At 43.4% G+C, this 24530-nt stretch carries 20 protein-coding genes and 1 other annotated feature; of the genes, 3 read left to right on the forward strand and 17 right to left on the reverse strand.

Going from position 1 to position 24530, the window contains the following annotated elements:
• Nucleotides 1–88: 88 nt before the first annotated feature.
• Nucleotides 89–2050: a peptide ABC transporter substrate-binding protein gene (locus tag RG608_RS00730; RefSeq protein WP_002930304.1), complete on the reverse strand. Its 1962-nt coding sequence runs from the start codon at nt 2048–2050 to the stop codon at nt 89–91.
• Nucleotides 2051–2341: 291 nt separating this feature from the next.
• Nucleotides 2342–5134, reverse strand: a complete 2793-nt coding sequence (locus RG608_RS00735) for a glycoside hydrolase family 3 N-terminal domain-containing protein (protein WP_308946410.1) — start codon at nt 5132–5134, stop codon at nt 2342–2344.
• A gap of 236 nt (nt 5135–5370) precedes the next feature.
• On the opposite strand from RG608_RS00735, the gene RG608_RS00740 reads away from it, so the two are divergent.
• Nucleotides 5371–6111, forward strand: coding sequence for a hypothetical protein (locus tag RG608_RS00740; protein ID WP_308946411.1), 741 nt, complete (start codon nt 5371–5373; stop codon nt 6109–6111).
• Nucleotides 6112–6208: 97 nt separating this feature from the next.
• Here RG608_RS00740 and RG608_RS00745 read toward each other — a convergent pair whose 3' ends face one another.
• The 9 genes from RG608_RS00745 to RG608_RS00785 all read right to left on the reverse strand — a co-directional run bounded on the left by RG608_RS00745 (nt 6209) and on the right by RG608_RS00785 (nt 14918).
• Complete coding sequence (locus RG608_RS00745; protein ID WP_308946412.1) at nt 6209–7561, reverse strand: vWA domain-containing protein; 1353 nt, start codon at nt 7559–7561, stop codon at nt 6209–6211.
• A 250-nt stretch (nt 7562–7811) separates the two neighbouring features.
• Nucleotides 7812–8105, reverse strand: a complete 294-nt coding sequence (gene rpmA / locus RG608_RS00750) for a 50S ribosomal protein L27 (RefSeq protein ID WP_002895619.1) — start codon at nt 8103–8105, stop codon at nt 7812–7814.
• Between the two features lie 17 nt (nt 8106–8122).
• Entirely contained in the window at nt 8123–8467 is a 345-nt protein-coding gene (locus tag RG608_RS00755) for a ribosomal-processing cysteine protease Prp (protein ID WP_308946413.1), read from the reverse strand.
• Between the two features lie 15 nt (nt 8468–8482).
• The gene (rplU, locus tag RG608_RS00760; RefSeq protein ID WP_002904398.1) at nt 8483–8797 is read right to left on the reverse strand and encodes a 50S ribosomal protein L21; all 315 of its coding nucleotides are present in this window, start codon (nt 8795–8797) and stop codon (nt 8483–8485) included.
• A gap of 34 nt (nt 8798–8831) precedes the next feature.
• Nucleotides 8832–8919 (reverse strand) — a sequence feature (ribosomal protein L21 leader region).
• Between the two features lie 134 nt (nt 8920–9053).
• Complete coding sequence (gene thiI, locus RG608_RS00765) at nt 9054–10268, reverse strand: tRNA uracil 4-sulfurtransferase ThiI (protein ID WP_308946414.1); 1215 nt, start codon at nt 10266–10268, stop codon at nt 9054–9056.
• A gap of 3 nt (nt 10269–10271) precedes the next feature.
• Nucleotides 10272–11414, reverse strand: coding sequence for a cysteine desulfurase family protein (locus tag RG608_RS00770; RefSeq protein ID WP_308946415.1), 1143 nt, complete (start codon nt 11412–11414; stop codon nt 10272–10274).
• Between the two features lie 98 nt (nt 11415–11512).
• Complete coding sequence (locus RG608_RS00775; RefSeq protein WP_308946416.1) at nt 11513–13423, reverse strand: fructose-1,6-bisphosphatase; 1911 nt, start codon at nt 13421–13423, stop codon at nt 11513–11515.
• Between the two features lie 41 nt (nt 13424–13464).
• Entirely contained in the window at nt 13465–14283 is an 819-nt protein-coding gene (locus RG608_RS00780) for a pyruvate, water dikinase regulatory protein (RefSeq protein ID WP_308946417.1), read from the reverse strand.
• Nucleotides 14284–14288: 5 nt separating this feature from the next.
• Entirely contained in the window at nt 14289–14918 is a 630-nt protein-coding gene (locus tag RG608_RS00785; RefSeq protein WP_002906671.1) for a CBS domain-containing protein, read from the reverse strand.
• 245 nt (nt 14919–15163) lie between these two features.
• Here RG608_RS00785 and ppdK point away from each other — a divergent pair, with 245 nt between their 5' ends.
• Nucleotides 15164–17785, forward strand: coding sequence for a pyruvate, phosphate dikinase (gene ppdK, locus RG608_RS00790; protein WP_308946418.1), 2622 nt, complete (start codon nt 15164–15166; stop codon nt 17783–17785).
• A 184-nt stretch (nt 17786–17969) separates the two neighbouring features.
• Nucleotides 17970–18386 carry a DUF6556 family protein gene (locus RG608_RS00795; protein WP_268686635.1) on the forward strand — a complete coding sequence of 139 codons (417 nt, stop codon included), beginning with the start codon at nt 17970–17972 and terminating at the stop codon, nt 18384–18386.
• Nucleotides 18387–18457: 71 nt separating this feature from the next.
• On the opposite strand, the gene RG608_RS00800 is transcribed toward RG608_RS00795, so the two are convergent.
• The 6 genes from RG608_RS00800 to thrB form a co-directional block, all read right to left on the reverse strand.
• A complete protein-coding gene (locus tag RG608_RS00800) occupies nt 18458–19528 on the reverse strand; it encodes an ABC transporter substrate-binding protein (protein ID WP_002909866.1) in 1071 nt (356 codons plus the stop codon).
• Nucleotides 19525–20298, reverse strand: a complete 774-nt coding sequence (locus tag RG608_RS00805) for an ABC transporter permease (RefSeq protein WP_308946419.1) — start codon at nt 20296–20298, stop codon at nt 19525–19527. Before RG608_RS00805 ends, RG608_RS00800 begins: the two co-directional genes overlap by 4 nt.
• A complete protein-coding gene (locus RG608_RS00810) occupies nt 20295–21101 on the reverse strand; it encodes an ABC transporter permease (protein WP_223320329.1) in 807 nt (268 codons plus the stop codon). Before RG608_RS00810 ends, RG608_RS00805 begins: the two co-directional genes overlap by 4 nt.
• Nucleotides 21082–22239: an ABC transporter ATP-binding protein gene (locus RG608_RS00815; protein ID WP_002904388.1), complete on the reverse strand. Its 1158-nt coding sequence runs from the start codon at nt 22237–22239 to the stop codon at nt 21082–21084. The genes RG608_RS00810 and RG608_RS00815 overlap by 20 nt, the downstream gene beginning before the upstream one ends.
• A 180-nt stretch (nt 22240–22419) precedes the next feature.
• A complete protein-coding gene (gene murB, locus RG608_RS00820) occupies nt 22420–23325 on the reverse strand; it encodes a UDP-N-acetylmuramate dehydrogenase (protein WP_308946420.1) in 906 nt (301 codons plus the stop codon).
• A gap of 337 nt (nt 23326–23662) precedes the next feature.
• Nucleotides 23663–24529, reverse strand: a complete 867-nt coding sequence (gene thrB / locus RG608_RS00825) for a homoserine kinase (RefSeq protein ID WP_268686633.1) — start codon at nt 24527–24529, stop codon at nt 23663–23665.
• Nucleotide 24530 lies beyond the last annotated feature (1 nt).

Consider the following 24530-nt stretch of genomic DNA (forward strand, 5'->3'; position numbering starts at 1 on the left):
CTTTCTATTTTACTACAAAAACCTTAGTCAAGCCATTCAAAAAGGGACTGGAAAAATCCAGCCCCAATGTCGCTAAGTTAATCATTTTTTATTTTTCAACGTGGTCAGCAAGTTCTTCCTGGGCTTTTTTATTTGCCGCAGTAGCTTCTTCTTTCCATTTTTTCTTAGCCGCTTCGTATTCTTTGGTCGTTACAACATCCTTCTGAAGCTGAGTCAGCTTGAAGTTGTAGCCTGAACCTTTGACACCAACTGGTGAGTAGGCTTTTGTAAATGGCACTGATTTAGTAACAGACGGTGTTGCTCCTTGTGAAACAGTCGGAATAATCAAGCCGCTATCTAGCAACCAAGCTTCCGCTTCTGCATACTTTTCGTAACGCAACTGCACATCGTTGGTTTCAGCATTAGCTTCTTCCAGCATCTTGGTATAAGTATCCAAGCCTAGCTCTTTAATCTTATCATTGTCTTGACCTGGTTCAAATCCAAAGTTTTGCAAGCTTCCGCCATTCTTGATATTGAGAGTATCAAGGTAGGTAGATGGGTCTTGATAGTCACCAGTCCAGCCACCAGTAGACATATCATAGTCTTTCTGAGCAGCAGAGTTAGCAAAATAAGTGATATTATTAAGATCGTCTGTGCTCATCTTTTGCAGGTCAATGACGACATTTTCCGCTCCAAGAGCTGATTCGATAGACTGTTTGGTTGAGCTAGCCCATTGAACGCCAATCGTGCTAGACTGATCAACTGGCATATCTAAGTGAATTGGGAATTCAACTCCCTTAGCCTGCAAGGCTTGCTTCGCTTCTGCAAATTTCGCCTTAGCCTTTTCAGGATTGTAGTAAGGATCTTGAGCGTCAGAGAGGTCAATTCCTTGCCATTGGTTGCCATAGTTGACTAATTTTTCTCCAACAACAGTTCCAAAATCCTTGTCGCCAATTTGGACAAAGCTAGGTGGTACCAATGTATTTCTCAAGACCTTAGTCGCTCCGTCTTCACCATTTCCTTGCGCACCATAAGATGTACGGTCAAAGGCAAAATTGATAGCCTGACGGAAGTCCTTGTTCATGATTGCTTCGTTAGTAGCAGATTTTTGAGCATCTGTTGTTTTAGAAGTATGATTGTAAGACTGACGGTTGTAGTTGAAATTATAGTAATAAGAAGTAGAATCCTGCGGGCTATATACAATATTGTCCGCATATTTCTTCTTGACTGAAGCAAAGCCTGAGCTATTCGGATAGAGACGAGCTGTGCTGTAAACGCCATCGCTGAAGTTACGAATCAGCGCTTCCTGATCATTTCCATCATAGTAGGTCAGTTTGATGCTATCCAGAGTGACATTGTCTTTGTCGTAGTAGTTTTGGTTCTTGACAAATTCCATCACAGACTTGGAAGTCAGAGACTTGAGCAAGTAAGGACCATTATAGAGGATGCTAGATGGCTTGACAGAGCCAAAATTGCTTCCTTCTGCTTTCAGAAACTCTTCATTGACTGGGAAGAGAATTGTGCTGGTTGTTTTAGAGTTCCAGTAAGGCTCAGGGCGGGTCAGAGTATATTGCAATGTATGGTCGTCAATAGCCTTGACACCAACATTGTCAAAATTCTTATCTTCACCCTTGATATAAGCATCCAGGCCCTTCACAGAGTCCTGAACGAGATAAATAGCTTCAGAATTTTCATCTGCTGCATACTTCAAGCCAGTCACAAAGTCCTGAGCTTTTACTTCTGCATATTCTTCACCATCGGATGTGTACCATTTAGCATCATCACGCAGCTTATAAGTATAGGTCAGACCGTCCTTAGAAACTGTCCATGACTTCGCGATAGAGGGAACCAGATTCCCGTACTTGTCATTTTCAAAAAGTCCATCAACCAGGTTGGAAATGACATCACCTGTCGTTGCACGGTTTGTAGCAAGATAGTTCAAGCTGTCAGGGTCTGAACTATAAACGTAAGTATAATTATTTGTGCTAGATGAAGACTGGCTACAAGCCGTTAGCAATAGCCCGGCACTCAGTGCGACTCCAGTCGCAATCAACCACTTTGATGCTTTCATGGATAGAACCTCCTTTGATGTTACATTTTATAACATGAACTATTATACCAAAAAGCGTATAAAAAGTAAATAGTAAACCGATGACAGATGAGTAAAATATTCAAGCCCGTGTGTTTTTAGGAAATACACAAAGCTTTCTGTTACCGCATTCCTGCAAATTTCCAAGCAAAAAAAGAAGAATCCGCTTTTACCGCAAACTTGCTTTGGATTCTTCCTTTTTGTTATTTTATCAAGAATAAGTAAAACTGTGAGCTCTTCAACACTGCTCGCTCGTTCTTTTATTGCTTATAGTCAGCGAGAGGACAAGTCATACAGATAGACAGCCCCAAACAAGAACAAGGCACCCAGCAAGACTAAGAACAAACTGCTGCTGTCTCCTGTTTTTGGAAGCTGATTAAACTGTGCAGCCTGCTGACTTAGCTGCCGACGAGAACTTACAGGTTCAACAGAACGCAAACTCAACTGAGAAGGAGTTTGTTGGTCTGGAATCGTGTTCTGCCCAGCTGCAGCAATCTGAACAAGCTCCTTGTAATAACCTTCTCCCATGCTGAATTCTCTGTCTTGACTGTCAATCAAGGTCAAGGAAAGCACTGGACTGAACTGACCCTCTCCTAATCCTTTCAAGCTGATCTCAACTGGATTGGTATCATTGGCTTTTTTAGAAATCAAAACAGTGTCACCAGAGATGGTATAGCCTGAACTTGGCAGAATGCTGAAGTGCTGAGTATCCATCTTAAGGGCAAGACGGTAGTCATTTTTTTCTAAACCGTTTAGTCCACCTAGGGTAACGGTAGCCGTAAAAGGCTGATCTAGCTGAGCAGATGCAGGGATATTCACCTTTATATCCTTAACTGGATCGGTATAAAAGAGACCATGCCCTATAGGATAGGCCACCTCTGTCTCTGACATGATACCGTCCTTGATGAGCGGCACATTTACCGGTAACTTCCCAACATGATTTTGACCATTGAAAATGACTTCCACACCAGCTGGGATATTAGGGCCGAAGGCATTGTCAGGCTTCAGAGACTCAGTCGGATCCATGCCCTTGTTTCCATAAACTGCTACAATAGCCTTGGCATTAGGGTAATTCGCTACATCATAAGGTTTAGAAATGCTCATTATAGCTGCTTGTTTTCCAGTTGCATTTGCATAGTCCACGACTTCTGTCGGAACTCTTGTCAGCCAAAAATCGCTGGCTAGTTGAGATTGACGTCCAATTTCAGAAATCAAGACTAGGTGAGTTGCTTGGTCAATCTTCCCTTTCAAATCTTCTAACTTGGTTGTTTTGTTGTAGTTTAGCGCTTCGTATGTGACACCTGCTGGAATCACTCCGTCCGCTATCAGACGCTTGACACCCAGCTCTAGTCCAGGCACTTCATCGTCATAAGCCGCTAGCATCAAAATTCTGTCGCCAGATTTGACCTTAAAGGGCAGAACAGTATCATCGTTTTTAACTACGGTCACTGCACTAGCAGCGATTTTTCGTTCAGTATCTCTGTTAAACTCTGAGCCAACAGTTGCTTCAGCCTTAGCTTGGGTACGTTCAGATGGGTCAAAGTCTAAAATACCTCTTTTTTCTTTTAGATTCAAGATGCGAGTCACTGACTCATCCAATCTGCTGACTGGAATATCGCCTCTCCGAACTGCCTGTTCAATATCGTTGATAATCTTATCGATTTTAGCTAAATCACTCTTGCTACGTAAGACGGTTGGCATCAGCACCACATCTACACCTGATTTGATAGCCATGATAGCCGCTTCAGATTCTCCGAAGTTTTTGGCAATTGCATCCATGCCCATAGCATCAGATACTACTACACCCTTGTAGCCAAATTTCTTGCGAACAATGCCAGTAATAATGTCATCAGACAAGGTGGCAGGGATATAGATGGTTTCCCCAGTTTGCTTAGATATAACCGTGTCTTTTTCAATCTGAGGATATTGGATATGGGCAGTCATCAGCATATCAGCGTTTTTGTCAATGGCAGCCTTGAAAGGAAGCAACTCCAGCGCTTCTAGCTCCGCATAGGACTTATCTACCAGAGGCAGACCAGTGTGAGAATCTACCGCCGTATCACCATGCCCAGGGAAATGCTTAGCCGCTACTGCGACATTATATTTCTGAATCCCCTCCATCATAGCCGTTCCCAAACGGGCAACCACCTTAGGGTCAGAAGAGAAGGAACGCAAACCAATAACGGGATTCTGCGGATTGTTATTTGTATCAAAAACAGGAGCAAAGTTTACATTCAAACCTAGAGCCGATAGCTCTCGTCCGATGATTTGACCTGCTTGATTGGCTAATTCTGGATCACGCGTCGCACCAACTGCCATGTTGCCAGGAAGAGCAGTCCCGCTGCCCAAACGATAGACGATACCACCTTCTTGGTCAATCGCGAGCAAAAGCGGCAACTTGCCATTATTAGCTTGGTTACTGATAGCTGCTTGCTGCAGAGCCTGCGTCAAGGCTAAGGTTTGAGCAGTTCCTTTCACATTCTCAGCAAAAAGAATAACTCCGCCAAAGTCGTATTTATCAACCGCTTCTGCAACCTCTTTATTCAGCTCCGTCATATCAGACTGAGAGGCCTGGCCCTCTTGCTGCCATTTTCTGAAATCTGGCATCAGCATCTGGGTAATCTTCTGACGAAGCGTCATATCCGCCACAAGCTGCTGGACTCTCTTAGAAGCCAGCGGCGCATCAGTCTCAGCCTGACCTTGATCTTGATTGGCAGTAGAGGAAACTTCTGCAGACTGGGCGGTCGTTGGTTTGGCAGAATCTTCTACTAAATTACCAGTATTGGCTTCTTGGGTTGAAGCAGCCGTTTCAGTACCTGCAACTGCCGAAGTATCAGAGACCGTCAGAGCTTTTGCAGCAATCTGACTATCCTGACTTGGTGTGCCCCTAGCCCCTACACCACTATCAGAAGAGTCCGTTACAACTGCTGCACTTGCTTGTTCAGACTGGTTAGCAGATTCTGGCGGCTGATTAACCGAATCTGCTTTTATGGCTCCCAATGGCCAAAAAACTAGTAATGATAAGGCAAGCGCCAATAGCAATTTATACCTTTTCATCATAGGCATTCTCCTTTCATCCCTATAATAATAGCATAAAAAACGATGTTTGTAAACGTTTACATATTATCTAATGATTGTTTGTTTTTATCACCAATTAGTAATATAATCTCTATAAAAATGAAATAATATTACAATATTATAGAAATGTTACAGAGGTATAATTTTATAGAAATAACATAACCTAACTGTTAAAAATGAGATTCTTTAATCTTATAGTAACAGTTGCATAGAAAGGATTTGCTATGAGACAAGAAAAGAACACCAAAGCAATGTTCAACCGCCGCTATTGGCTGGGCCTCTCTCTCGCTTCTGCTGCGACTTTAGCCGCTGCTTTGATTTCCACTGGAACAGTTCGAGCGGAGAACAAGTCAATCCCTGACTGGGTTTCTAGACGTGAAGTTGGTATTTACGATCCTAGTGTACCAGATATTGAGGACGACCCTACTATCTTTGATGATCCAGGACCTATCAAGGTTCCGGAAGCTCCTAAGCGTGACCTTCCTAGCTCTATTGATGAAGAAACTGGTGAAAGGATTAGAAATAGAATCGTTCTTTACAAGGGTAAATACTATGCACTTGATCCTAATAGATCTATATACGAAGTTCGGGATGATCCAGGAGAACAAATTCCGACGAATCTAAAAAACTCTTTCTATACTAGCCCAACAGGTAAGGTCTATTATTTTGACGAAAAAGGACGAAGGGTCATCAATCTTTACAGTGTTGACGGCAAGCAATACTTCTTTGATTCTTACGGAGAAATGGTTAAAAACAGATTTGTTAGTTACTCTGAATACACTTATTACTTTGGAGAAGATGGAACACCTTATAAAAACGGACTTTATAAGATCGGCAAGTACTATTATTACTTTGGTGAGTATGGCAATCTTTATAGGGAAAGCATTGTCAACTACAACGGAAAGACCTATTATGCAAATTGGTATGGCGTTGTTAATATAAAAGATGAAGAAGTTACACCATAACGAAAAATACCAGAAATGAGGACGTATGTCTTCGTTTCTGGTATTTATTTTATTCAAAATCACTCAAATAGAAAATTCATTTTTTATAAGCAGATGGTTATTGTTCTTTTGATTTTCTTACACTAATACCTAGTCCCAATCCAGCCAGAAGCAAACCAAGCCCCACAACACTATAGACTGCCTTTTCGCTACTTCCTGTTTTAGGAAGAGACTGTTCTGATTTAGCCAAAAGTGTTGGTGCCTGAACATGGTAGACGGTAGATGTAGGCATTGTAGTACGACGCTCAAGATAGAATTGATAACTATCTTTTATGATCTTATAGTAACGAGCTTCATTAACACTTTCAACAATCCATGAAGTGGTTCCCTTTGTCAGAGCATCAGCCAAGTTATTTTCGATATCAAGCACTCTGCCTTCTGTTGCAAAATTTTTGTAAATTCCCTCAATCGCTTTTACCGTCGCTACAGTTCTTTCTATACCAGCAGCTTTTAGAGCCGCAAGTGTATCAGCAACTGTTGGAATTGAAGGATCTTCTTTCATTTCAGCATCTGTCAATAAAACGACGAATTTCTTATTTTTAGATGACTTAGACCAATCATAGGTCGAAATAATCTGGTTCAGGGCAGGAGTTGGTGTTTCCGGAGTATCTCCTCCACTCGCTATACGAATCGCAGCCAATGCCTTTTCGAGCTCAGCCGGATCAGTTGTAAAATAAGATGAACCAAACCATGTTAGAACCGTATCTTCATCTTTGCTGCCAGAATTACGGCCGTAGACTTCATCGCTAAATGTTGCCAGACCAAAACGTGCTGTAATACCCTCTTTAGTAATATTTCGTACAAATTCATTAATATTTGCACGAACAATATCAATTGTGCTGCCCATGGATCCTGAACGGTCGACAACAAAGACAATATCAGCTGAACCTGCTTTTGTCACAGTTGGTGGCGTTGAGGTGTAGGTGATGGTTGTAGTCTTATCTACTCGCTCATACTGCGTATAGGGATTCCCATTTTCATCTGTGCCAGATAAAGTATTTTCAGTACGTCTAGTTATTGGCTCTGGCGCCTTATCAACCTTTGCCGGAGCCACTTCTGTCTTTGTAACATCAACGGTTGCCGTTTCTACACGGACTGTTTGATTGCCTTCTTGACTTTCTTTGACATCAACAGGCGATACATTTTTTGAGACATCGATCAAATCTCCTGGTTTCGCTGCAGATTCTTCAACAACAGGTTTTGTCGTATCAGCAGCAATTTCAGCACCAGCAGCTTCAATCGGAGAGCTTACTGCTTCAGTTTTTGCTATACTGCTTGAAGGTGGTGTGCCAACCTGGTCTGAAAAAACATGCGAAGCTTGTGAAAAGGCAAATAGAAGAGTTGCTGATGCTAATCCAACTTTCAATTTGTACAATGAAAAGCCTGGAAGTTTAAATGATTCTTTTTCCATAATTTCTCCTTATCTTTTTAGATTTAGAAACATGATTGCATCTATTTTATATAGAATAACATAAAAAAATAGGAACTGCAAGCGATTTCAGATATTTATTAGTCTAAAAATTAAAATTTTAGAATATTATCAGAGTTTGTATGCTAAAATTGATGAGCATCATCATGAATTATTAAACAAATGCTTTATCGTGCCGTCTCTAATAAGAAATCCCCATGCTCGGATATTGAGCATGGGGATTTCTTATTAATTATTTAGCGATTGGGTAAACAGAAACTTGTTTCTTATCGCGTCCTTTGCGTTCAAAGCGTACTACGCCTTCAACCTTTGCAAACAAAGTATCGTCTCCACCGCGTCCAACGTTGACACCTGCATGAATGTGAGTGCCGCGTTGACGGTAAAGAATAGAACCACCAGTTACGGTTTGACCGTCAGCTGCTTTAGCTCCCAGACGTTTCGCTTGTGAATCACGTCCGTTAGATGTGGAACCTCCACCTTTTTTGTGGGCGAATAGTTGCAAGTTAGCAAGATTCATTTTTAACATAATGTTTTTCCTCCGTGTTAGTTTTCTGTGATAACTCTGGTTTGGACGAACTCAGATGAGTCCTCCGATAAGTTTGCCATTCCTAGGAAAAATGATTCAAAGAAAAGCTGAGTCATTTCTCTTTGGTGTGATGGTATATCCTGAGGAATTTCAACCTTCAGATAACCACCTTCTATTTCGTTTAATTCTAAGTTTGGTTCGTAGCCTGCGAATTTCTCAACTGAATTGACAAAATTAATGGCGAGCGTCGAAACGGACGCACATACGACATCAAAGCCGTATTCACCACTCGCGGCGTGACCTGTGATTTCTGCACACCTCAGTTCGCCATCTTCGGCTCTTTCAAAGACTGCTTGTATCATTTAATCTCCTTAAAATTAAGCGTTGATAGCGTTGATGACAACTTTTGTATATGGTTGACGATGACCTTGTTTACGATGGCTGCCTTTTTTAGGTTTGTACTTGTAAGTAACAACCTTCTTTTGCTTGCCTTGTTTTTCAACAGTTCCGACAACAGAAGCTCCAGCAACAAGCGGAGTTCCGACAACAGTGTTTTCACCACCAACAAGAACAACTTCGTCAAAAGTAACGTCTTGACCAGCTTCAGCGTTCAACTTTTCAACGTAGATTGCTTGACCAACTTCAACTTTAACTTGTTTTCCGCCAGTTTTAATGATTGCGTATGTGCTCATTATGCACCTCCTATGATTTTTTGGGGTTTCCCCGAATTTTGTGAAGACTCGCCTAGCATCGTGGGACGAACCGCTTCTATCTCACTGAGTGAGCAACGATGATCGTGCGGTTGCACAGGAATGTGCATAGTCAACTCTATAAGTATAGCACTTCTGCAGCTCTTTAGCAAGCTTTTTCATCACATGAAAACGGATTTTTATGGATTATCTTTAGATTTTATCTGCTGATGCACAAAGACTACTTCACACTTGCTATTTACAACAGCCCCTCAATCAGCTCGTCAACTTCATCAGTCTCTGCTTGTGGTGTAATTTCTGTAATCATGATGCCTGCAACGGCACGCTCTACCAAGCCTTCAACATCTAGGTAAGTTTCGTACTTCTCAGCATTCTTGATTTTCGGATTAGTTTTAGGTCGGTCTGGAGCAAAAATGGTACAGCAGTCTTCAAATGGTTGGATAGAGATTTGGAAAGTATCGATTTTTTCAGCAATGTCAATGATTTCCAGCTTGTCCATGGTCACGACAGGACGGATAACCGGTGTATTGGTTACAGCGTTGATAGCCTGCATACTCTCAATCGTTTGACTTGCCACCTGACCAAGACTTTCTCCGTTGATAATGACTTGAGCGCTCCGCTCCTCCCGAATCCGGTCTGTAATACGCATCATAAAGCGACGAGTCAGTGTCATGAGGTAGGCTTCTGGAGCCTTGGCCTTGATTTCCTCTTGAATCTCTGTAAAAGGCACTTCGATAAACTGGATGTTGCCGCCAAACTTGGTCAGTTTCCGTGTCAAATCCTGAGCTTTTTTCAAAGCACCTGGACTGGTGTAAGGCGGACTGGCAAAGTGAACCGCCTCAATATCCACACCGCGCTTAAGAGCCAGATAGCCCGCCACCGGTGAGTCAATCCCACCAGAAAGCATGAGCATACCTTTTCCTGAAGTGCCAACCGGCAGTCCTCCAGCACCACGAATCGTTTCATACGAGATATAGGCCGCTTCTTCACGAATTTCGACCCGCAGCTCAATATCTGGTGCTTTCATCTTGACCTGAACATTGGGAATAGCCTCAAAAACAGCATCACCAAGCGTCTGGTTAAGCTCGCGGCTATCCAATTCAAAGCTGTGGTCACTGCGCTTGCTGGAAATCTTAAAGGTCATGCCCTCTTGATAGACTTGCTTCATGATGGTTTGGACAGCTTCGATTAGGGCTGGTACAGATTTTTCGATTTTATAAGATGGCGAGAAATTCTGAATCCCGAAGATCTGCTTGAGTGACTCAGCGACTGGCTGATAGTCTGTACCGTGCAGATAAACATGGGTCCGGTCACGGTCAGCCTTGACATGGACCTGCGGATAGACTGACAAGACAGCCTGGATATTGCGTTTAAGTTTGTTGATAAAGCGCATGCGGTTCTTCCCTTTGGTTGAGAGCTCGCCGTAGCGCACCATAATTTCTGAATATTGCATTGTTTACCTTACTTTTCTGGTTTTTTCGTAAATAATTTTAAAAGTCGTCAAAAACTGCTCCATCTGGCTCATATCGTTGTCAAGATCCAAACCGATACGGACAGCAGTTTGAGCGAGAGACTTTTCGATACCCATAGCGATTAGGGTTCCTGCTGGCTTTCCAACCTTAGAAGAGCAAGCGCTGGTCGTCGAGATATAAATCTCGTAGTCTTCAAATGCATGAACGACGACTTCACCCCGCACTCCCTTGATACCAAAGGTTAGTATATGGGGTGCAAAATCCTCTATATCTGAGAAAATCATCACATCTGGATACTTCTGCAGCTCTTCAAAGAGAATTTGCTTCATCTGAGCCGTCCGCTGGGCAAATGCTTCTTGCTTTTCCATGGACAAACGTAGAGCCTTGGCTGTCGCTGCAATGCCAGCTAAATTTTCCGTTGTTGAGCGCTTGTCCGACTCCTGTCCTCCACCAGTCAAAAGCGGACTGATTTTCTTGCCAGACTTGATATAGACAAAGCCTACACCCCGCAGACCGTGAAATTTATGACTGGAAAATATCGCAAAATCCACGCGATCCGTCAGATAAGCAGCTGTTGGAATCTTCGTAACAGCCTGTACAGCGTCCACATGAAAGGAAATAGTCGGCTTGTCTGCTAGCAGTTCGGATATTTTCTGAATGGGCTGAATACTGCCGATTTCATTATTGACAGCCATGATGGAGATCAGAGTGGTGTCTGGTCGAATCAGCTCTGCTAGCTTATCTACATCAACAAAACCTGCCTTATCAACTGGGGCAAAATCCACTTCAAACCCTTGACTCTGCAGCCAGAGAGCTGATTCTTTAACCGCTGGATGCTCAATGTTGGATACGATGATGTGTTTGCCAAAAGGAACTTTTTCAAAAGCAACTCCCTTAAGTACCCAGTTGTCCCCTTCTGTCCCTCCAGACGTAAAAAAAATCTCTGACGAAGACTTGCCTAAAAGCTCTGCTATTTGCCGACGAGAAGCTTCTAAAAGACGGGTTGCCTGACTGCCTAAACTGTGCAGACTGGATGGATTTCCCCAGATTTTAGAAGCTACTTCTGTGTAAGCGGCCAAAGCCTCGGGATAAGGTTTGGTTGTCGCTGAATTATCTAAATAAATCATGTTCTTTCCTCTAAATTTCAATACTCCTATTGTAACACGAAAGAGAAACTGGAACAAGAAAGAAAAAGCCCTAAATTCTTAGAACTTAGGGCTAAACTTCAACGGTCATAAAACTCATGCAATAAGCCAAAGAGTTCCTGTTGTTGAGCGAACAAACTCTGACCAATGGTAGTAGATTTGATGAGGGTTCGTTCCTCTACATTTTCAATCACCTTTTTCAGGGAGGTTTGAGCAAAGGGCGATTCTACAACTTTTTGAGCGTTTTGGAAAGGCTGATGGGTCACCAGCTGGAAGCCATAGGAATTATTGAGCAGTGAATAGCCAGCCGTTCCAGTCTTCTTCTGATAGGCCTTGCAGAGGCCACCATCAATGACAAAGAGCAGACCTCCACCACGGATAGGCGACTCTCCCTTGCCCGTCTTAACCGGAGTATGACCGTTGACCATCCTAGACTCTTGAGAAAAGAGGCTAAATTCTTCCAAAATCAGCTGACAGACTTTCTCAGAATTACGATAAGAAAAATAAGAATTTTCCGCTTCCTTGTGGGTGTCCTTATCTTCAATGAAATAGCGCTCCAAGGTAGTCATCTTTTCTTTGCCAAACAAAGGAGACAGCTTACCTTTCCAGCAATACCAAATCAAGTCAGTCGACAAATCATCACCCACTTCCTTGTTCTTGGCCGACTGCCGAATATGATACTCAAAGAAATCCAGCAATTCCTTGCCTGCATAATGGGCTTGATTGAGAATGAAAGGCTGGAATTCTCCTGACGGCTCCAGAGGAATGCAGCCGTGAAAAAGCAAGTGATGGTTATAAATCTTATACATAGAGCCCTTGTTCATCAGAAGACTCATATGCTCAGCCATTTTAAGAGAACTTTGGAATGAGGCCAGCATACTGTCTACAGCTTGATTTTCTTCTGGTGTCAAAGCTGACGGATTTTCCGGATTGATAGTTTGGAAACAGGTGTTAACCAGAGGATGCTTGGTATCGTCAATCGTAACACTTTCTTCCCAATAATCAATCTTGTCCAGCATAACATGGTCCTGCATCTGGAATTCAGGCCGTCGTTTGATGAGTTGATTTTCCAGCTTGAACTGGATAATCGCCAAGGCTTGGTGAACCTTTTCCAGCTGCAGAATTTCCTCATCTGAAAACTCCTGCTCTCTGCCGCCTAGAATGGGTCTAAACTTAGGATTAGACTGGTAAGTCTTGTCCGCAAAAAGAGTCAAGGAACGCAGGTTTAAACCATAATCTTTCTCGATATCCCATAGATAGCCATAGCGAGCTGCAATGCGCAGCACATTGAGCAAGCAAGACTTGGAACCAAAAAAGGCTCCCATCCAGATAATGTCGTGATTACCCCACTGAATATCAAGCGAGTGAAAATGCTGCAGTTCATCCATGACCTGAGCACTGCCAGCTCCTCGGTCAAAAATATCTCCAACCACATGCAGATGGTCGATCAACAACTGCCGAATACTTCGGGACAAGCCTAGGATAAAAGGCACAGCTTCCCGCAATTCAATCACATAAGTCAGGATATTCTCAAAATAGGATTTTTTATCAGCTAGAGCCCTGTCACTATAGAGCAACTCCTCGATAATATAGGCATATTGTGGCGGCAAGGCCTTTCTGACCTTGGACCGACTGTATTTTGCACCTGCAAAAGCCAGTAAGTTCAAGAGCTGGGGAATGGTTTCCTGATACCAGTCTTGGCCTTTAGTTTCTTCCCCCAACACAAGCTCAGGATAGGAAACCAGCGCTGACAGCCGATCCTTATGAGATTCTGACAAGCTGTCCCCAAAACAGTCCTTGATCTTCTCATTGAGGATACCTGCACAGCTTCTCAAAATATAGTCAAAAGCAGCAAACTCCCCATGAATGTCACTGATATACAGCTCCGTCCCTTTAGGCAGGTTCAAAATTGCCTCTAGATTGGTCAGCTCTGTAATGACCTTCTGGCGACTGTCAAATTCTTTCAGTAAAATACGCTTATATTGATCCATCTTATGCCCTCACTCTATAACCGCTCTCTCAATCTTCTCTCTTATCTCAATTTCTTCAAATGATCTTCAATCAAGAAAGCTGTCTCCTCGATTGATTTATCCGTGATATTGATGACATGTGCCCTATACTTTTTAAAGACTTCTTTTGAGTAGTCTAGTTCTTCGTATATCTTTTCCAAATCTGTGTAGCTGGTCGACTGGGTCAATCCCAGAGAATTCAAGCGATTGCTGCGTATCTTAGACAGTTTTTCTGGCTCACATAAGAGGCCGATAATCCGCTCCGGATCAACCTTTTCCAAGACCTGAGGAAGAGGTACTTCTGGAATCAAAGGCAAGTTGGAAACCTTGTAGCCTTTATTAGCCAGATAAATACTGAGTGGCGTTTTGGATGTACGGGAGACGCCCAAGAGCACCAAGTCCGAATCTAAAAATACTTGTGGTGCCTTGCCATCGTCGTATTTGACCGCAAACTCAATAGCGGAGATTTTATTAAAATACTCAGTGTCCAGCCGGTGCAAGGTACCCGGCACTTCTATTGGACTGGTGCCTGTTTTTTCTCTGATAATCTCAAAAAATGGATGCATCAAATCCAGATAAGCAAGGCCATTGGCCTGACTGAACTCTCTAGCTACAGCTGCTAGCTTACCATCGACCAGAGTACTAATAACAAGGGCATCGTCCTTGATGGCATCACGCAGAATATCCAGCAATTCTTCTTCTTTGTTGATAAATGGGAAACGATAGCTGTTATTAAAAATAATATCTGGGTACTGGGCTGTCACTGCAGACAGCAACTTCTGCGAAGTCCCCCCCAAAGAATCTGAAATGCTGTAAACAATAATTTCTTTCTTCATGTTCATTCCTCTTATCTATTAACCTCAGCGCTTCTGGCCTCTTGAATAATGTAATCCAGCAGGGCTGACTTGGTCACAGTTCCTAAAATCTTACGCTCATTATTCTTATCCACTACCGGCAGCGAATCAATGGCAAAATCCTGCAAAACTGCTGCCGCTTCCAAAATGTTCATATCCTTGTAGCAAGTTTTAATATGGGGCATTCGGGTCATGCAGACCGCTACGGGAGTGCTGTCAATGTTAGTATTGAGCGAAGCCCGCAGCAAGTCCTTACGCGACAAAATCCCCAAGAGCAGCTTATGCTCATCAATGACATAGAGAACATCCGCATCATACATAAATAAGGTGATAATGGCATCTTGAATAAAAGAATCATGAGATACCAAAACAGGAGATGTCATAATTTCCGCCACTTCCTTTCGAAAGGTATCGAAAAAGAAAAGCGTCTCTAAATCTGAGCCCGAATATGTGTAACCAACTTTAGGCGTAGCCTTCAAAATCCCAACCAAGGTCAGAAAAGACAGGTCCGAGCGAAGGGTCGCCCGAGAAATATCTAGTAATTCAGAGATTTTCTCGCCGCTGAGTGGCTGGTGTTCTTTAACAATTTCTACAATTTTCTTTTGCCGTTCACTTAATTTCAAATAGGTCTGACTCCTTCGTTCTTTATAATAGATGATTAGCCTGATTTCGCTTAAAATTTAGAAATTATTGCTCATATTTCATTTTCAGACGTTTAAATAATCATCATTTTGTAACACATTATAACAAAAAAAGAAAAATTGTCAATAAAACAAGATGCTTTTTTCTGTTGACAAATATATGTGATGTATATTACAATGTATTTGTCCTACAATATGACACATATTTCATAATTTTGGAGGTAAATATGGCGAAATGGATTTACTCCTTCGAGGAAGGATGTGCAGATGACAAAGCTCTGCTTGGCGGAAAAGGAGCCAACCTAGCTGAAATGACTAATTTGGGACTGCCTGTCCCTCCAGGTTTTACTATTACTACAGAAAGCTGTATCGAATATTTAGAAAGTCCTTATTTCTTTGAATCTTCTTTAAAAGAAGATGTTTTGAAAGCGGTTACTGATTTAGAAGAGAAAACAGGTAAATATTTCAGCGGCAACGACTCAGCCTTGCTCTTAGTGTCTGTTCGGAGCGGAGCCAAGTTTTCCATGCCAGGCATGATGGACACTATTCTCAATCTAGGTCTAAACGATTTAAGAACCCAGACTCTGGCTGAGCAGACCAATGCTGACTTTGCCTACAACTGCTACCGCCGTCTGCTGCAAATGTTTGCTGATGTGGTTTATGGAATTTCCAAGGATGAGTTCGATGACCTCTTGGGCTATTTTGAAAGGAATGCTGGAAAACAGGCCAAGGATTTCACATTGGAAGAACATCAAGCGTTAATCGACCAGTACAAGCAGCTTTATCACGAGCATCATCAAACTTTCCCGCAAAGCTCTAAAGAACAGCTTTATGCTGCTATCAAGGCGGTCTTCAAGTCTTGGAATAATCCCCGAGCTAAGGTCTACCGCAACTTGAATGATATTCCTCATGACTTAGGAACTGCGGTAAATGTCCAAGCCATGGTCTTTGGCAATAGCGATCAAGCCAGTGGTACAGGAGTTGTCTTCACGAGAAACCCTGCCAGCGGTGAGCATCAGTTATTTGGCGAATTTTTGCTCAATGCACAAGGAGAGGATGTCGTAGCCGGTATTCGGACACCTGAGCCTATTGCGGCACTTGAGACAGCTCTCCCTCAGGCCTATGCAGCCTTCCAAGACTATGCTAAGATACTCGAAAACCACTATAAAGACATGCAAGATATAGAGTTTACTATTGAGAAAGGTAAACTCTATATTCTCCAAACTAGAAACGGTAAACGGACCGCCAAGGCATCTTTGAAAATCGCCTTGGATCTGGTAGACGAGGGCATTATCAGCAAAAAAGAAGCTCTCCAGCGCGTATCTCCTGCTACGATTAGCCAACTCATCCATCCTGTATTTGAAGAAAAAGCTCTGCAAGATGCTCCTTTCTTGGCTCAAGGACTGCCAGCCAGCCCTGGTGCTGCAACTGGCGAGATTGTATTTACAGCTGAGCGCGCCAAAGACTACCACTCCTTGGGCAAAAAGGTCATTTTAGTACGGCAGGAAACTTCACCTGAAGACATTGAAGGTATGGTCGTCAGCCAAGCCATCGTAACCAGTCAGGGCGGCATGACCTCTCACGCAGCTGTCGTAGCTCGGGGAATGGGAACCTGCTGTGTGGCTGGCTGCGGTGAGCTGACCATCAGCGAGGAAAGCAAGACCGTTTCCTGCGGAAATCTTGTCTTGACCGAAGGTGACGTCATTTCAGTTGATGGCAGCTCTGGGCGCATTTATAGCGGTGAGATTCCGACCGTCCTAGTCGAAAATGACCAAGAACTCCAACAACTGCTTTCATGGGCAGACGAAGTCGCACGGCTCAAAGTCCGTGCCAACGCAGAGACCGTTCAAGATCTAAAAACAGCTATTAAATTTGGGGCAAAGGGTATAGGTCTGGCTCGTACCGAACACATGTTCTTTGGCCAGGAGAGGATTCTGGAAATGCGGCGCCTGATTCTAGCCGACAACGAATTGGAAACCAGATCCGCCCTCAAAAAACTGCTGGAGTTCCAAGAAGAAGACTTCTATCAAATGTTCCAAGCAGTTCAGAACAAACCAATGATTATCCGTCTTTTGGATCCACCAATGCATGAATTTCTACCTAAAGATTCACAGGAAATCAAGGCTTTGGCTGACAAACTACACAAGTCACCAGAAAAGTTGACTCGCCGCATTGAACAATTGCAAGAAAGTAATCCTATGCTAGGTCACCGCGGCTGCCGTCTGGGGATTACGCAACCAGAGATTTACAAGATGCAGATCGAAGCCGTCTTCAAGAGTGCTATCAAGCTGAGTCAGGAAGGATTGACCGTCAAGCCAGAAATCATGATTCCGTTGATTGCAGACAAGGCCGAGCTGGACTCTGTCAAAGCCTTTCTTATCCAACATATCAACAAGCTCTTTAGGCATAAAGGTCAGGAGCCCTTCCCTTATGAAATTGGCACCATGATTGAACTTCCGCGTGCCTGTCTGGTTGCAGACCAGCTAGCTCAGGAAGCAGATTTCTTCAGCTTTGGTACTAACGACCTGACCCAGATGACCTATGGCTTCTCACGCGACGATATTGGAAAATTCATCGGCCATTATAAGGAGAAAGAAATCCTTCCTTTTGATCCTTTCCAAAGTGTTGACCAGGACGGCGTTGGTGAATTGATGCGGATAGCCATCAGCAAGGGCCGTCAAGTCGAGCCCGACCTTCCTATCGGCATCTGCGGTGAGGTCGGTGGCGATCCGGCTTCCATCCCCTTCTTCCAAGAAATTGGTGTCACCTACGTCTCCTGCTCTCCTTATCGGGTTCCAGCAGCAAGATTGGCTGTCGCTCAAGCGGCACTCCAAGATGAGAAGGCGTAATTATTTTGTTATTCTAGCTCAAGAAGCTGCTCAATCCAAATTTGGGCAGTTTCTTTTCTTAAAAGCAATCTTCTGTGTGCGTTTTCATAGATAAAAATTTGATTTTTTTAAGACATTTTCAGATAAAAAACGTATAATGAGAGATGAGAAATCATTGAAATTTTAAAAGGAGATTCTTGCAAGCATGGAAAACTATTCTCGCAGCAATAAAAATAAGACAAAATCATCTAAAAAACCTACTAAACAGCATATTAAAACTGGTCTTTCAGCCTTCCAAAAGACTATTGCAACGGTTGCCAGTATCTTGTCCATCATCATTGCCAGCATCACGATCATGAATCTGACCAGTCATAAGGATGAAAAATCAAAATCTGATACCAGCAGCTCTACTGCAACGACTACCATTATCAAGGAAATCGAAAAAGAAACAAGCAGTGCCGCTTCAACGGCTGCAACTGATACTGCTGCTTCCAGCAGCGATACGGCAGCGGTTGAGACTAGTGCATCCAGTTCTGCAGCAGATACAGCAGCAGGCGACACCACTGCCTCTAGCTCTGCGGCAGATACTGCAACCAATACTCAGACAGAAGCTGCCAACTAAGCAAGCAAAAAACGCCTAGCTCTAAGAGCCAGGCGTTTTTCTTGTATTCATCAAGCAACCTTGCTTGACTATCATTTCCGATACATCTTGACTTGAAGATAGAGGTCGTTATAGGTCCCCAGCCATTTAGGGCCCAACTGCTCATAAACTTCCAGATGTTTCATCGTTTCCTCAGTCGGATAAAAAGCCTCATCTTCCTGAATTTCCTTAGGCAACATGGCCTTGGCAGGAAGATTTGGTGTCGAATAGCCGACATAAAGAGCATTCTTATAAGCATTTTCCGGTCTCAGCATAAAGTTAATAAACTGATAGGCTGCTTTTTTATTTTTGACCGTTTTGGGGATGACAATATTGTCAAACCAAAGATTGCTGGCTTCTGTTGGCACGACATAGCGCAAGTCTTCATTGGCCTCCAGCATCTGCCGAGCCTCGCCAGAAAAGGTCACTCCGATAGCTGCATTGTTCTGAATCATATAACCTTTCATTTCATCAGCCACAATGGCCTTGATGTTTGGCGTCAGAGTGTAGAGCTTATCAACAGCCTCCTGCAGCTGATCTGCATCTTTGGAGTTGAGACTATGGCCATCCGAGTTCAGACCAAGTCCCATGACTTCGCGGGCTCCATCAATCATCATGATGGAGTTTTTGTATTCAGGACGCCAAAGATCATTCCAATGCTCAGGAGCTTTATCAACCATTTTTTCATTGTAGACAATGCCCAGCGTTCCCCAAAAATAAGGAATCGAATACTGATTTCCAGGATCGAAAGGCTGGTCTAAAAAGTCAGATCCGATATTTTCCAAACCTTTAATCTGGCTATGATCTAGCTTTTCCACCAAGCCTTCCTTCATCATCTTGGCAATCATATATTCACTGGGAATAGCAATGTCGTATGTTGTGCCGCCCTGCTTTACTTTCGTATACATGGCTTCATTGGAGTCAAATGTATCGTACTGGATTTGGACACCAGTTTCCTTAGTAAACTCAGTCAGCAGCTCAGGATCGATATAGTCACCCCAGTTATAAATGACCAGCTTATCGCTCTCCTTGCTCTGCGTCCGACTTTCAATCTGGTAACTAACACCCCACAAAACAAAGATAATCAGCAGAATTCCCGCTAAAAATGAATAGAGCTTTCTCATACGGTCTCCTCCTTCTCACGGGTGATAAAGTAATACCCAATTACCAAAGCAATACTGAAGAGAAAGACCAAGGCTGACAGGGCATTGATTTCCAGAGAAATTCCCTGACGAGCGCGGGAGTATATCTCAACAGACAGAGTAGAAAAGCCATTGCCAGTAACGAAGAAGGTCACAGCAAAATCATCTAGCGAGTAGGTAAAGGCCATGAAGTAGCCCGCGATGATGGCTGGAGTCAGACAAGGCAGCATGATTTCCTTCAGCATTTGCAATTGACTGGCGCCTAGGTCATAAGCAGCCTTAATCATATCATCATTCATTTCCTTCAGACGCGGAAGAATCATCAGCACCACAATCGGAATGGAAAAGGCCACATGGCTAGCCAGCACAGAAAGGAAGCCCAACTGGAATTTCGCTGTGGTAAAGAGAATCAGAAAACTTGCTCCAATCATGACATCCGGCGCCACCATGAGGATATTGTTGATAGACAGAAAGGCATCCTGATATTTCTTGCGGGCTTGATAGATATAGATGGCTCCAAAAGTTCCAATCAGCGTCGCAATCAACGAAGACAGGAAAGCCAGAAAGAAAGTCTGAACCAAAATCAGAATCAGCCGTGAATCCTCAAAGAGATTCTGAAAATGACTGAGACTGAAGCCTGTAAAGCGATTCATGTCTTCCCCAGCATTAAAGGCATAAGCAATCAGGTAAAAGATGGGGATGTAGAGCACCAAAAAGACAAAGGCCAAATAGAGATTTGCAATTTTTTTCATCGCCCTCTCCTTTCCTTGGTTGCCCACATGGTAAAGAGCATGGCAACAATCAGTACCACACCGATAGTAGAGCCCATGCCCCAGTTCTGAGTGGTCAGGAAGTGCTGCTCAATGGCTGTCCCCAGAGTAATTACCCGATTACCCCCGATTAAGCGTGTCAGCATGAAGAGACTGAGGCTAGGGATAAAGACTGACTGTACTCCGCTTCTGACACCATTCAATGACAAAGGGAAAATAACCCGACGGAAAGTCTCCCAGCGATTGGCTCCCAAGTCATAGCTGGCATTGATAAGATTAGGATCCAAATCATCCAGAACGTTGAAAATGGGCAGAATCATAAAAGGCAGCTCGATGTAGCTAGCTACAAAGATAAATGAAAAGTCCGTAAAGAGAATCTGCTGCGGTCCTACTCCGATAAAAGTCAGAAATTGATTGATTGAACCATTCTGACCAAAGATACCAATGAAAGCATAAGCTTTAAGCAGGAGGTTGATCCAGGTCGGCAGGACAATCAGCATCAGCCAGAGCTGCTTGTGCTTGAGCTGAGTCAAAAAGAATGCGGTCGGATAGGAAATCAGCAGGGTTACAACAGTAATAATTCCGGCATAAAGGACCGAGTTCAGACTCATCTTGAGATAGGTCCAGTTCTGCGATGTAAAGTAGGTCTGGTAATTTTCCAGCGTAAACTGCCCTTCAATGTTAAAGAAGGATTTCCAGATAATCATGACAACAGGTGCCAGTACAAAGAGGAAAATCCAGAGCAGGTAGGGCAAGAGAAAAAGATTAGAGGTTGTTTTCTTCATCGCGTTCCTCCTCAATAGCATTGATCAGACCCGCTTCCTGCTCTTCTACTTCTACATATTCTTCGATACGGGCATCGAATTCTTCTTCAGTTTCATTGAGACGCATGATATGGATATCTTCAGGCTCGAAATGCAGACCAATTTCTTCTCCGACAATGGCCTTGCGAGTTGAGTGAATCATCCATTCATTGCCCAGTTCATCATAAGCGATAATCTCATAGTGAACGCCGCGGAAAAGCTGGGTATCAACTTTAACCTGCAGCTTGCCTTCTTCTGGCAGAGTAATCCGCAAATCCTCCGGCCGAATCACCACCTCGACAGATTCATTTGGGCGCATCCCGCCATCCACTGCTTCAAAACGCTTGCCATTAAACTCAACCAGATAGTCTTCAATCATCTTTCCAGGCAGAATATTGGACTCGCCAATGAAGGTTGCGACAAAGTGGTTGATGGGCTCGTCATAAATATCAACAGGTGTTCCCGACTGAACAATCTCGCCATCATTCATAACGAAAATCCAGTCACTCATAGCCAGGGCTTCCTCTTGGTCGTGCGTGACAAAGACAAAGGTAATGCCCAGACGCTGCTGCAATTCCCGCAGCTCATATTGCATGTCCGTGCGCAGCTTCAAATCCAGAGCAGACAGCGGCTCATCCAGCAAAACAACCCGCGGCTGATTAATGATTGCCCGCGCGATGGCTACACGCTGGCGCTGACCGCCCGACAGTTTGCGAATAGAACGGCGCTCAAAACCTTCCAGCTGAACCATTTTCAGCACTTCTGCAACCCGCTCTTGAATTTCTTTTTTATCAACCTTGCGCAGACGCAGCGGGAAGGCAACATTTTCAAAAACATTCATATGCGGAAACAGTGCATAGGACTGAAAAACCGTATGGACGTCTCGTTTATTAGTGGGAATATCATTGATGCGGACGCCATCAAGAAAAATATCCCCGTCTGTCGCGTCCAAAAGACCGGCAATAATGTTCAGAATCGTTGATTTTCCAGAACCAGAAGACCCCAGCAAAGTATAGAACTTCCCTTCTTCCAGCTCGAAATTAATATCTTTCAGAACGACAGTATTATTATCTTCAAAAACTTTTGAAACGTTTTTAAACTCGATGATTGGTTTTTTCAATTGTCATAAATTCCTTCTTTCTCGTATTAACAGATTAAGGGTTCTGTCAGACCGCTGCTACCTCGTGAGGGCTGTAAAGGCCCTTTATAAATTCCGTGTCGATAGGCTTTCACCCCCTTACTAAGTTGCAGCTAGCTGCAGTTCCTTATCCAGCATACTTCTACTGGAAACCAATCTGTCCTACAGAGATTCACCAATGATGCGGACTTCGCGCTCCAGAGTAATACCTGAATTTTCCCGCACCCTTTCAATCACATGAGCAATAAGATTTTCATAATCTTGGGCCGTTCCTTTATCGACGTTAATCATAAAGCCGGCATGTTTCTCAGATACCTCTACACCGCCGATACGATGCCCCTTAAGGCCTGCTTCACTAATGAGCTGACCGGCAAAGTGACCCAAAGGACGCTTGAAAACAGATCCACAAGATGGGTATTCCAAAGGCTGCTTAAGCTCCCGCAGATGGGTTAAGCGCTCCATTTCCTGACGAATAGTTCTGTGAACACCAGGCGAAAGAGCAAACTTAGCAGAAATAACAATGTCTCCTGTTTCCTGAACTAGTGAGTGACGATAGCCAAACTTCATATCTCGAACGTCCAGCGTTTTGACTTGACCCTGAGGAGTCAGTACCTTGCAAGATACCAAGACATGAGCAATCTCTCCTCCATAAGCCCCAGCGTTCATAAAGACAGCTCCGCCAACGCTGCCAGGAATGCCACAGGCAAACTCAAAGCCAGTCAGACTATTCTGCAGGGCGATATGGGTTGTCTGAATCAGATTAGCTCCAGCTTCTGCCTCAATCATATAGCCATCTACCGTTACATTGTTGAGCTTGTCAAACATAATCACGAAACCGCAAATCCCGCCATCTCGCACAATGATATTACTGGCATTTCCCAGCACCATCCAAGGAATGTCTTCTTGATTGGCAAAATTGACAATGCGAGCCAGCTCATAACGATTGCGGGGGAAAACTAAGAAATCGGCTGCACCCCCGACCTTTGTGTAGGTGTATTGACTCAAAGGCTCATTGAAGCGAATGTCGATTCCCTCTAATTCAGATTTTAATTTCTCTAGTTTTTGCATGATTTTCTCTCTTTTATGTAAACAAAATACACTCTATTATATCAAAAATCTATGGCATTTACGATAGATTACAAAGAAAAAGCTGAGAAAGGTCAGCTTTTTAATGCTTATAATTGTCTAGTAGCAAAACGCTGTGTTTGGCTAGAAAGAGCATTCCTGATAGCTCCGAAAGATCCAGCTCCACTCGCCAAATCCTGTAATTCTAAATGATCCATAAAGTGAATTATCCTCCTTCAAGCTAGACCCATTATAGCACAGTTAGGTATAAAAAGATAGGGATATCAAATCCTTATCTTACGAAAAGAAAAAAGAGGCTCATAGAAAACCTCTCGATGATTTATTTTTCTACTCGGACACCCTCAGTATCCACCTGAAGTCGGAAGATTTGCCCTTTGAAATTCTGTTTTTGCAAAAGCTGGTAAATCTTCTCTGTCTTGTTCTTAGGTGATAAGACCATAACGGTCGGACCCGCTCCTGAGATATAGGTTGCATAAGATCCATTTTTTCTGGCTAAGAACTTAATATCTGAAAATTCCTTGATCAAAGGCTGACGGTATTTTTCGTGGAACAAATCAGACTCAATAGCCCGACCAGCGATTTTCATATCACCTTTTAAAAGAGCTGCAATCGCAACATTGGCAATGGAGCTGGCCGCAACAGCTTCCTTGTAAGAAAGCCGGTTTGGTAAGACTTGGCGGCTCTCGACTGTCCGAAGCTCATAGTCTGGGATATAGGCGATGAAGTCTGCGTCCGGAAAGTCCGCTACCACAGCAGACACCTGATTTCTAGATGAACTAGATACGACCAAATTACCATAAATCGCTGGCGCAACATTGTCAGGATGTCCTTCAATCTTGGTAGCGATTTTTAGCTTCTGATAATCTGACAAATTAAGGTGAGCCAGTTGGTTAGCCAATTCAATCCCAGCCACAATGACCGAGCTAGAAGACCCAAGTCCACGAGCCAATGGAATATCACTGGTCATTTTCAAACGGCGTGGCTGAATATCTGGAGCCAACTGCAGGGCAATCTTAACCAGTAAATTGCGTCGGTCCTTAGGAATTCTCGGATTGAGGTCATGCTCAATCACCCACTCCTGACTTTCTTCCAAGACTTCAATTTCCAGATATTTTGAGAGGGCTACCCCAACGGAGTCAAAGCCAGGACCGATATTGGCACTGGTCGCTGGTACAATAATTTTCATC

Origin of the sequence: Streptococcus sp. IsoGale022 (assembly GCF_031142805.1) — a bacterium.
Lineage (GTDB): Bacteria > Bacillota > Bacilli > Lactobacillales > Streptococcaceae > Streptococcus > Streptococcus sanguinis_A.